8 protein-coding genes are annotated in these 11,184 nt (G+C 65.3%); 7 read left to right on the top strand and 1 reads right to left on the bottom strand.

Going from position 1 to position 11,184, the window contains the following annotated elements:
• The first annotated feature begins 76 nt into the window (after positions 1-76).
• The 3 genes from CF68_RS15630 to CF68_RS15640 all read left to right on the top strand — a co-directional run bounded on the left by CF68_RS15630 (position 77) and on the right by CF68_RS15640 (position 5,496).
• Positions 77-2,350, top strand: coding sequence for an FdhF/YdeP family oxidoreductase (locus CF68_RS15630; protein ID WP_035820288.1), 2,274 nt, complete (start codon positions 77-79; stop codon positions 2,348-2,350).
• 129 nt (positions 2,351-2,479) lie between these two features.
• Complete coding sequence (locus CF68_RS15635) at positions 2,480-5,254, top strand: ATP-dependent Clp protease ATP-binding subunit (RefSeq protein ID WP_035820290.1); 2,775 nt, start codon at positions 2,480-2,482, stop codon at positions 5,252-5,254.
• 44 nt (positions 5,255-5,298) lie between these two features.
• A complete protein-coding gene (locus CF68_RS15640) occupies positions 5,299-5,496 on the top strand; it encodes a hypothetical protein (protein ID WP_035820292.1) in 198 nt (65 codons plus the stop codon).
• A gap of 65 nt (positions 5,497-5,561) precedes the next feature.
• On the opposite strand, the gene CF68_RS15645 is transcribed toward CF68_RS15640, so the two are convergent.
• Positions 5,562-6,467 carry an adenylate/guanylate cyclase domain-containing protein gene (locus CF68_RS15645; RefSeq protein ID WP_035820301.1) on the bottom strand — a complete coding sequence of 302 codons (906 nt, stop codon included), beginning with the start codon at positions 6,465-6,467 and terminating at the stop codon, positions 5,562-5,564.
• 48 nt (positions 6,468-6,515) lie between these two features.
• On the opposite strand from CF68_RS15645, the gene CF68_RS15650 reads away from it, so the two are divergent.
• The 4 genes from CF68_RS15650 to CF68_RS36230 all read left to right on the top strand — a co-directional run.
• Positions 6,516-7,472: a hypothetical protein gene (locus CF68_RS15650; RefSeq protein ID WP_235205784.1), complete on the top strand. Its 957-nt coding sequence runs from the start codon at positions 6,516-6,518 to the stop codon at positions 7,470-7,472.
• A complete protein-coding gene (locus tag CF68_RS15655) occupies positions 7,469-7,927 on the top strand; it encodes a (2Fe-2S)-binding protein (RefSeq protein ID WP_035820296.1) in 459 nt (152 codons plus the stop codon). Before CF68_RS15650 ends, CF68_RS15655 begins: the two co-directional genes overlap by 4 nt.
• A 9-nt stretch (positions 7,928-7,936) precedes the next feature.
• Positions 7,937-10,111 carry a xanthine dehydrogenase family protein molybdopterin-binding subunit gene (locus CF68_RS15660; protein WP_035820299.1) on the top strand — a complete coding sequence of 725 codons (2,175 nt, stop codon included), beginning with the start codon at positions 7,937-7,939 and terminating at the stop codon, positions 10,109-10,111.
• A 696-nt stretch (positions 10,112-10,807) separates the two neighbouring features.
• The coding region (locus CF68_RS36230) for a PAAR domain-containing protein (protein WP_161786866.1) at positions 10,808-11,184 on the top strand (377 nt) is incomplete at its 3' end.

An 11,184-nucleotide genomic window follows, 5' to 3' on the forward strand; every position in this document is an offset into this window, starting at 1 on the left:
AACCGGCAGCAGGAGTTATTCGCGTGACTAACCCCAATGCCGTCACCAGCAACCTGGCGCGGCACAAGGAGCAAACATGGCCAATCGACGCGAAGTGCCCGGTATCAGGAAGTACGACGGTCCCGCCGGCGGCTGGGGGGCGCTGAAGGCAACCGCCACAGCGATCCGCACGCAGATGGATACCGTCAGGGCGCCGATCACGCTGATGCGGACCAACCAGCCCGACGGCTTCGATTGCCCCGGCTGCGCATGGCCCGACAAGGAGCACCGGTCGACCTTCCAGTTCTGCGAGAACGGCGCCAAGGCCGTGACGTGGGAGGCAACCACCAAACGGGTGCCTCCCGAGTTCTTTGCAGCCAATACGGTGTCGTCGCTGTTGAACCGGACAGACTATGAGCTCGAAGACTTTGGCAGACTGACGCATCCGCTGGTCTACGACCGCGCCACCGACACCTTCCGCGCGGTGGAATGGGAGGCCGCGTTCGCCCGCATCGGCGAAATCCTGCGCGAGCTATCGCCCGACCAGGTCGAGTTCTATACCTCGGGCCGGGCTTCCAACGAAGCCGCCTACCTGTACCAGCTGTTCGCGCGCGAATATGGCACGAACAACTTCCCCGACTGCTCGAACATGTGCCACGAGCCCACCAGCGTGGGCTTGCCGCGCTCGATCGGCATCGGCAAGGGCACGGTGTCGCTGGAAGACTTTGACACCTGCGAGCTGATCATTTCGATCGGCCACAACCCGGGCACCAACCACCCGCGCATGATGGGGACGCTGCATGAGGCATCGCGCCGCAAGGTGCCGATACTGGTGTTCAACCCGCTGCGCGAACGGGCGCTCGAGCGCTTTGCCGACCCGCAGAACATGGTGGAGATGGCCACCTATGGTTCCACCCGGATTGCCTCGTCCTACTTCCTGGTCCGCGCCGGTGGCGACGCCGCCGCCATCAAGGGGGTGATGAAGGCGCTGCTGGACCTGGAAGCCAGCCAGGGCAATGTGCTGGACCACGACTTCATCGCGGTTCACACCCAGGGATTTGAAGCGCTGGCCGACGACCTGCGGTCGACTGAATGGGCGGATATCGAAAAGACCTGTGGGCTGACCCGAGCGGACCTGGAGCTGGTGGCGGCGGCCTATGCGAAGTCGAATGCCACCATCGTCACCTACGGCATGGGCGTGACCCAGCACAACGAAGGCACGGCCAATGTGCGCCTGCTGTGCGACCTGCTGATGCTGCGCGGCAACTTCGGCAAGCCCGGCGCCGGCATCTGCCCCTTGCGCGGCCACTCCAATGTGCAAGGCAACCGCACTGTCGGCATCACCGAGAAGCCGTCGGCCGGCTTCCTGCAGCGGATCGAGGACACCTTCGGCTTCAGCCCGCCCGCCGGACACGGGCACGATGCCGTCAACGCGATGCAGGCGATGATCGATGGCAAGTCCAGGGCGCTGTTCTGCCTGGGCGGGAATTTCGCGGTCGCCTTGCCCGATCCCGAGCAGTGCTTCCCCGCCATGGGCAAGCTCGACCTGAGCGTGCATGTCGGGACCAAGCTCAACCGCACGCACCTGCTGGTGGCCAGGGAGACCTATGTGCTGCCTTGCCTGGGCCGCACCGAACTGGATGTGCAGGAGACCGGGCCGCAATCAGTGACGGTGGAGGATTCGATGTCGATGGTGCATGCGTCGGCCGGCAAGCTCGCGCCGGCGTCCGGGTTCCTGCGCTCCGAGCCGGCCATCGTGGCGGGCATTGCCACCGCGACCCTGCCTGACAGCAAGGTGCCATGGCTGGAACTGGTTGCCGACTACGACAGGATCCGCGACCTGATCGAGAAGACGGTGCCCGGCTTTGAGGATTTCAACGCGCGCGTGCGGATCCCTGGCGGATTCCGCATGCCCTTGCCGCCAACCGAGCGCAAATGGGAAACGCCGTCGGGCAAGGCCGAGTTCTACGTGTTCAAGGGGCTGCATGAAGACAGGCAAGTCCATGCCGACGATGTCCTGCGGCTGGTGACCATCCGCAGCCATGACCAGTACAACACCACCATCTATGCCATGGACGACCGCTACCGGGGCGTGTTCGGGCGGCGCGACGTGCTGTTCATGAACCCGGCCGACCTGGCCGCGCGCGGCCTGGAGCATGGCGACCTGGTCGACATCGAGACCATCGCCGCGGGCCGGCAGCTGCGTTTCGAGAAGATCACTGCGATCGAATATGAAATTGCACCCGGCTCCGTCGCTGCCTACTATCCGGAAGCAAACAGGCTGGTGCCGCTCGACTACATCGACGAGGACAGCGGCACCCCGTCCTACAAGTCGGTGCCCGTGCGCGTGGTGCGTTCGGAGGTGACGTAATGGCAGGCCAGCCCACCATCACGTAAGCACGGCTCGTGCCCGCTTTCCAGCGCCGTTGCGCGCGGCCCTCTGCGCGCGCAACAGCCCTCTGTTGAAGCAATGCGACCTACCTGTGGAGGAAAGTCCATCATGCCGACCCTATGCGAAATCTGCAACGCACGTCCCGCCGTGGCACGGGTGACCGTGGTTCAGGACGGCGAGCGCAAGACGATGTCGATCTGCGACTACGACTACCGGCAGCTGCTGCGCCACCAGGACATGCTCAACCCGTTCGATTCCCTGCTGGGTGGCGGCGGCCTGTCCCGCTTCTTCCGCGGAATGGGAGGCGGGATCGATGACGACGAGCATCCCGGGTACTCCACCGAAGTCCCGCGCGAATCGGTCGACCCCACCGATGCCTTCAGCGAGCAGACCATGGAGCTGCTGCAGCGCGCCGCGGAGAAGGCCCACGAGCTGCGGCGCAATGAACTCGACACCGAGCATTTGCTCTACGTGCTCGCCGATACCGATGTCTGCACGGCGCTGCTCAAGGAGCTCAAGCTCTCGCCGCAGGACATCAAGGGCTATATCGACGAGCATGCGCAGACCGGAACCGCCGAGCCCGACGCGGCCATCGACCGGATGACAATCTCGCCGCGGCTGAAGAAGGCCTTCCAGTTTGCCTTCCAGGCCTCGCGTGATATGGGGCATTCCTACGTTGGCCCCGAGCACCTGCTGATCGGCCTGGCCTCGGTGCCGGACAGTATTGCCGGAACGCTGCTGAAAAAGTACGGCGTGACCCCCGAGGCACTGCGCCAGAAGGTGGTGAAGGTGGTCGGCAAGGGCGCCGAGGATGGCCGCGTCGATACGCCCACCGGCACGCCCACGCTCGACAAGTTCGGGCGCGACCTGACCGCGATTGCGCGGCAGGGCAAGCTCGATCCGGTGCTGGGCCGCGCGCAGGAGATCGAGAGCACGATCGAAGTGCTGGCGCGGCGCAAGAAGAACAACCCGGTACTGATAGGCGAGCCCGGCGTAGGCAAGACCGCCATCGTCGAAGGCCTGGCGCAACGCATCGTCAATGGCGATGTGCCGGAGGTGCTGCGCGGCAAGCGTCTGGTTGAGGTGAATATCAATTCGATGGTGGCCGGGGCCAAGTACCGCGGCGAGTTCGAGGAGCGTGCCAAGCAACTGATTGACGAGGTGACCGCCAAGAACGACGAACTGATCCTGTTTATCGACGAACTGCACACCATCGTTGGCGCGGGGCAGGGTGGCGGCGAGGGCGGCCTCGATATCGCCAACGTGCTCAAGCCGGCGCTGGCGCGCGGCGAACTGAGCCTGATCGGCGCCACCACGCTGAACGAATACCAGAAGTACATCGAGAAGGACGCGGCGCTGGAGCGGCGCTTCCAGCCGGTGCTGGTGCCGGAGCCAACCGTCGAGCAGACCATCGTCATCCTGCGCGGCCTGCGCGACAAGCTGGAGGCGCACCACCAGGTCACCTTCGCCGACGATGCCTTTGTGGCCGCGGCGGAACTGTCGGACCGCTACATCACCGCGCGCTTCCTGCCGGACAAGGCCATCGACCTGATCGACCAGGCCGCGGCGCGCGTGCGCATCGGCGCCACCTCGCGCCCCGCGGATATCCAGGAACTGGAGGCCGAGATCGCCCAGCTCAAGCGCGAGCAGGACTATGCGTCGTCGCGTAAGCGCTTTGACGAGGCCAAGGGCTTCGAGGACCGCATCAACGACAAGCAGAAGCGGCTTGATGAGCTGACCGAGGCCTGGCAGCGCAAGACCGGGTCGGAGACCCTGGAGGTGACGGTCGAGGCCATCGCCGAAGTGGTGTCGCGCCTGACCGGCATCCCGGTGACCGACCTGACCGAGGAAGAGCGCCAGAAGCTGCTGAAAATGGAAGCGCGGCTGCGCGAGCGGGTGGTGGGGCAGGACGACGCGGTGGTCGCGGTCAGCGACGCGGTGCGCTTGTCGCGCGCGGGCCTGGGGCAGGCCAACCGCCCGATCGCGACCTTCCTCTTCCTTGGGCCGACCGGCGTCGGCAAGACCGAGCTGGCCAAGGCCCTGGCGGAAACCGTGTTCGGCGATGAGCAGGCCATCATCCGCATCGACATGTCCGAGTATATGGAGCGCCATGCGGTGGCCCGGCTGATCGGCGCGCCCCCAGGCTATGTCGGCTACGACGAAGGCGGGCAGCTGACCGAGCGCGTGCGGCGCAAGCCCTATAGCGTGATCCTGCTGGATGAAATCGAGAAGGCCCACCCGGACGTGAACAACGTGCTGCTGCAAGTCTTCGACGATGGCCGCTTGACCGACGGCAAGGGCCGCGTGGTGGACTTCAGCAACACGGTCATCATCGCCACCAGCAACCTTGGCGCGCCGATCATCATGGACAACCTGGAGCAGCCCGAGGACAAGCGCATGCCTGAGAAGGACTTGCGCGAGGCGCTGATGAAGGTGCTGAAGGGACACTTCCGGCCCGAGTTCCTGAACCGTATCGACGACATCATCGTGTTCCATGCGCTGTCGCGCGAGAACATCCGAGCGATCGTGCAGATCCAGCTGGAGCGTGTGGTGCGCACCGCCGCCGCGCAGGACATCACGGTCAAGCTCGATGATGAGCTGGTCGATCACCTGGTCGAGGTGGGCTACCAGCCTGAGTTCGGTGCGCGGGAGCTGCGGCGCCAGATCCGCCAGTCGGTCGAGACCGGGCTGGCCAAGGAGATCCTCGGCGACAAGCTGAAATCCGGCGACAGCGTCGAACTCGGCTACGACAAGGCAAGCGAAGCAGTGGTCTTCAGGAAGCTGGAAGCCGTTAAGAAGCCGAAGGCAGGCAAGGCTGCGGCCAAGGGCGCTGCGCCCAAGAAGGCGGATAGCACTGTCGCGGCAGGTGACTCCAGCGCTTGAGCGCAAGAGCCAGGGCAATCACGACTTTCGTGGGAGATTCGCAAATGCAGGAGTACGACTTTTACATCAATCTGCTGAAGCCGACGCTGGGGCTCTATGTGCGCAAGGGGGAAGGGCTTCCGGACCTCGCCGACACAAAAGAGTGGCAACTTGAAGGGACGGTCCCGGAGAACGCATTGCCACCCGGTATGTTGAAGGGGCTGGAAGCCAACGGGCACGCCTTTCAGGAACTGGGTGGGTAAGCAGCCACGCGCGGCCGCGACCTGCTCCTATGGGTTGCGGCCGCGCGGCTTCCTTCCTGCCAGCATTACTTCTCGTCGACAAAGAACTCGATACCCTCGTCGATGCATTCTTTCGGCTGGGCAAAGGTAATCCAGCCATGACCCCTGAGCGTGATTTCGTCACGGCGCAGGATGATCGCGTTTTCGCCATCGATCTTCACGTGGGTGCCGTTCGAGCTTCTGTCGATCAGGACAAAGCGGCCGCCGCGCGGCTCCACCGTGGCCTGGAATCTCGACACCTGCCGGTCCGTGACCACAATGCTCATGGTCGTGTCCCGGCCGATGGTGACAGGCGGCGAGGCGGTGTTCATTTCGAAGACGGTTCCCCGATACCGTAGCGAGAGCAAGGCCGAACGGGCCAGTGCAAGATCCACCGGGGCCACCAGGGTCAGGTCGATGCTCTGCTGCCAGATCGCTTCGTACAGCTCGATCACCTGGTGCTTGCCGCGCACCTGAATTGGATACAGGTAGCGTGTCATCTGGCGCAGCCCTGCCGACAGTTGTTCCACCGCGTTCTTGCTGGTGATGATCTGGCCCCTCGACGCCAGGCTGGCCAGCCGGGCGGCAAGGTTCACGGTGTCGCCGAACAGGTCGCCGGATTCGTCCGACAGGATCGGGCCATGGTGGAAACCGATATGGATCGCCAGCGGAGCGCCGATGATCGGCGGCAGCCCGGCGACGGCCTCCTGCATGTCCAGTGCCGCCCGCATCGCATTCTCCGCCGCGGGAAACAGCACCATGATTTCGTCACCGATGGTCTTGACCACCCGGCCTTGCGCGGCCGCGGAGTGGGATTTCATCAGCGCCAGGCACTGGCGGATTGCGCCAAGCGCCACGGCATCGCCGGCCTGCTCGTAGAGTCTGGTGCTGTCGCAGACGTCCGCGAACATCACCGATCCATCGGACGCGTCTTGTCGCGAATCTTGGTCCATATGCATCACAGGCCGTTTTGTCGGAGCGCGCCATGCCTTCGATCGGTAGTGCGCTTCGTCTGCATGATTCTGCATGATAGAACTTCATTGCGACATTGCAGCGCCGGCGACCATCTCGAAAAAGTGCTGCTTGCCGATCCGGGCAACTCGGGCCTCTCCTGCCGTTTCGCCTTGCCAGGGATCGCATCAGGCACTACAACGATCAAGCACGCCGACGACGGTGAGGGAGGCCCCATGAAGCATGACGCCCGCAATCCTTTCGTCGCCGCCATTCGCCAGCTTTTGGCGGAGTCTGTCCTGATGCTTCCGGCGCTTGCCTTTGCTGCCGGGCCCGGCGCAGCCTTCCAGCCCACGCAGGTGTCCGCCACGCCGGACCGCAATGCCGGGCTGCAGGCCTTCGCGCAGATCGAGCGTGTGCTGCTGCATGCCCGCTGCCTGAACTGCCACGTGCCGGACGGCCCGCTGCAGGGCGATGCGAAACGGGTGCACTTTCCACCGGTGCAGCGTGGTGCCGACGGCAAGGGCGTGCCGCCGCTGCAATGCGCCACCTGCCATGCCACCCAGAACAGCCCGCTCGCGCATGCGCCGCCCGGGCTCGATACCGACGGCCAGCCGGGCTGGCACATGCCGCCGGCGAAGATGAAGATGTCATGGCTGGGCCTGTCCGGGCCGGCGCTGTGCAAGGTCTTCCGCGACACCAGGACCAATGGCGGCCGTTCGCTGGCGATGCTCGAAGAACACATGGCGACCGACCACCTGGTGGCATGGGGTTGGCAGCCGGGGCCGGGACGTGAATTGCCGCCGCTGGACAAGCCCGCGTTCGACGAGCAGGTGCGCCATTGGATTCGCAATGGCGCGCCGTGCGATACGCGCGAGCCGCTGCGCACCTCTGCCGGGCCCACGCGCGCCGGAGCCGACGAAGCATTCCTGAAGAACCTGCGCGCCATCGCCGGATCGGGCGCCTTGACCCAGACGAAGGGCACGAGCAACGGGAGCCAGCCATGATCTCCTTTCAACTGAACGGCAAGACCCAGCAGGTCGACGTGCCCGGCGACACGCCGGTGCTGTGGGTGCTGCGCGACACGCTGGGCCTGACCGGCACCAAGTTCGGCTGCGGCATCGCGGTGTGCGGCGCGTGCACGGTCCATGTCGATGGCCAGCAGCGCCGCGCTTGCGTGACGCCGGTGTCCTCCATCGCCGGCCGGCAGCTCACCACGATCGAGGGCATCGGCGAGGACCGGGTGGGGCGCGCGGTCGAAGAGGCCTGGGTGCGCAACGACGTCACGCAGTGCGGCTATTGCCAGAGCGGCCAGGTCATGTCGGCGGTGGCGCTGCTCAAGGTCAACCGGCGCCCGACCGATGCCGACATCGAACAGGCCATGAGCGCCAACCTGTGCCGCTGTGGCACCTACGCGCGCATCCATGCCGCGGTCAAGGATGCAGCCAAGGCTATCGGCTGAGGAGATGCCATGAGACTCATGCAGCAGGCAAGCGGCGGCATGGACCGGCGGACCTTCCTGAAACTGAGCGTCGGCTCGGGCTTCGCGCTCTGTGCCGTTCCGCTTGGCGCGCAGACGGAGGCGGCGGCGCAGCCCAAGGCACCGGTGCAACCGTCGGCCTTCGTCAGCATCGATGCCGACGGCACGGTGATGGTCACGATCGGCAAGCTTGAATTCGGGCAGGGCGTGCAGACGGCGCTGCCGATGCTGGTGGCCGAGGAACTGGATGCGGACTGGAGCAAGGTGCGCTGCCAGCTGGCACCGGCCGGCGAGGCCTATAAGGATCCGGTGTTCCATATCCAGATGGTCGGTGGCTCGACCAGCATGAAGAACTCATGGACGCAGTATCGCGAGGCGGGCGCGCGCATGCGCGCCATGCTGCTCGGGGCGGCCGCCAGGCGCTTCGGGGTGCCGGCCGGGCAGCTGAAGGCCGAGGCCGGCGTGGTGACCGCGCCCGACGGCCGGCGGGCCACGTACGGCGAGCTGGCCGCCGCGGCCCTGGCCGAGCCGGTGCCCGCGACCGTGCAGCTGAAGTCTCCGCAGCAGTTCAGGCTGATCGGCAAGCCCACCGGCCGGCTCGATGCGCGCGACAAGTCCACCGGCAGGCAGCAGTTCGGCATCGACATGGCGCTGCCCGGCACACGCACCGTGGTCATGGTGCATCCGCCGGTGTTCGGCGCCAGGGTCGCGCGCTTCGACGCCGCGCGTGCCAAGGCCAGCGCCGGCGTGGAAGAGGTCTACCAGGTGCCGCTGGCCGGCGGCGCGACCGGGTTGGCGATCGTGGCCAATGGCTTCTGGCCGGCGCGCACGGCGCGCGAGGTGCTGCAGGTGGAATGGGACAGCAGCGGTGTCGAGAAGCCGGACAGCGATGCGCTGCTGGCGCGCTACCGCGAGCTGGCGGCCAGGCCCGGCGTGCAGGCCAAGGCGGCGGACACTTCGGCGCTTGCCACCGCGCCACACAAGCTCACCGCCGAGTATGTCTTCCCCTATCTGGCACACACTCCGATGGAGCCGCTCAACTGCACCATCGACTTTCGCGGCAACCAATGCACGGTGTGGGCCGGCTCGCAGTTCCAGACCGTCGACCAGGCCAACGTCGCAGCCGTGCTCGGCCTGAAGCCGGAACAGGTGACATTCAACACCATGATGGCTGGCGGCGGCTTCGGCCGGCGTGCCGTGCCCACGTCCGACTACCTGTTCGAGGCCGCGCAGGTGGCCAAGGCGCGCTACGCGGCGGGCCGGCGCGAGCCGATCAAGATGATCTGGACGCGCGAAGACGACGTGCGCGGCGGCTACTACCGCCCGATGCACCTGCACCGCGTTGAAATCGGCCACGACGGCAAGGGCAAGGTGCTGGCCTGGAAGCACGTCATCGTCGGCCAGTCCATTACCGGCGGCACTCCGTTCGAGTCCTTCACCGTGAAGAACGGGGTCGACTCGACCATGGTCGAGGGCGTGAGCGACAGTGTTTACCCGTTCCGGATCGCGCTCGAGATCCATCATCCCAAGGTCAACGTGCCTGTGCTGTGGTGGCGCTCGGTGGGGCATACGCACACGGCCTACGTCATGGAGACCCTGGTCGATGAACTGGCGCGCGCCGGCGGGATCGATCCGGTGGCGTACCGCCGCACGCTGCTGCGTGAGCACAAGCGTCACCTGGCGGCGCTGGACCTGGCGGTCGAGCGTTCGGGCTACGGCAAGCGGCGCCTCGCGTCCGGGCGTGCCTGGGGCGTGGCGGTGCATGAATCGTTCGACACCGTGGTGGCCTACATCGTCGAGGCCTCGATGCGCGGCAACCAGCCGGTGGTGCACCGGGTGACCGCGGCCGTCCACTGCAACATGCCGATCAATCCGCGCACGGTCGAGGCGCAGGTCCAGGGCGGCATGATGATGGGGCTGGGCACCACGCTGCCCGGCGCGCAGATCACGCTGAAGGATGGCGTGGTCCAGCAAGGCAACTGGAACGACTACCGCCTGGCCACGCATGCGGACATGCCGCCGCAGATCGCGGTGTATGTCGTGCCATCGGCCGACCCGCCGACCGGCATTGGCGAGACCGCGGTGCCGCCGATCGCGCCGGCACTGGCTAACGCCGTCGCGGCGCTCACCGGCAAGCGGCATCGCAGCCTGCCGTTCACCGCGTGAGCTTCGAGCAAGTCGGCATGGCCAGCGTGCGGTGATCTCTCCTGCAAGCGGGAGAGGGAGCACCCAGACAGATTGCCAACGGTTTTGGGTGCGCCAAAGCCGCCCGAACTAGCCTAAGCAAGATGTTCCCCCCCCCCCCTCATGGGGAGAGGGCCGGGGTGAGGGGTGGTCTAGCTAGGATCCACATCAAGCGGCGCCTTCGGTTTTATCTATCACAACGCCCGTTGAAGTGCGAGGATCCGGAATTCGTGAGACTGCGTTTTCCGGAAAATCAACCACTTATCAGTGAATTCGGCCAGCACTTTCCCGTATTAGAAGCGGAAATAGCGAGACTGCACTGACTTGAGCGCGAATTCGTTGGACTGCTTCGCGCCGGTGCTCACTGTCCCTTGCCTGAGACGACGAGAACCCGTACACGTTGACGGGGGTGTACGCCGGAACCGGCGTTTCCTCCGGCATGCACGAGAAGTCAGCACTGGCGCGGGTTGACGCAACGGGCTTCTGATTCGGCAGGCGGTATGTTGCCAATCGGCGCGAGCAGACGGCCTGATAAGCGCATTAAAAAACGTGCGGCACCGATAACAAAAAATTTCATCTGCATTCAGACAAGTCCGATTGATTCCGGTAGCTCTCTGAGCACAAATAGACGGCTTGGCACAGAGTCTGTGCCGTCCGACCGGAGCAAAGGAGAAACGAATGGCAGACATGCGAGAGGCGCTGAGACACGGGGATCAAACAACCACGGGCGGTACGCTGGTATCAACGGTGCAACGCTTCGAGCATCACGGAGTCCGGGTAGCAGGTGAAGGCGATCACGCCACCTGCCCGGCGTGCAAGGTGGGCGGTCCTGTCATGAACGATGCCTATCCGTCGTTCACGCTTACGGACGGGCGCCAGATCCTAGTGCGCGGCGCCAAGGTAATGTGCCAGTGCGCAAACAAGCCCCTCGTAATCCCCTCGCAGAGCAATTTCAGCATCGAAGTGAATCGGTCGGGTCTACTGAAGACCTCCGCCGCGCAGACGGCGCAAGGCGGCGCTTACGCCATTGCATTACACACAAGTCGTGACGAAGG

It is taken from the genome of Cupriavidus sp. SK-4 (assembly GCF_000611125.1).
Lineage (GTDB): Bacteria > Pseudomonadota > Gammaproteobacteria > Burkholderiales > Burkholderiaceae > Cupriavidus > Cupriavidus necator.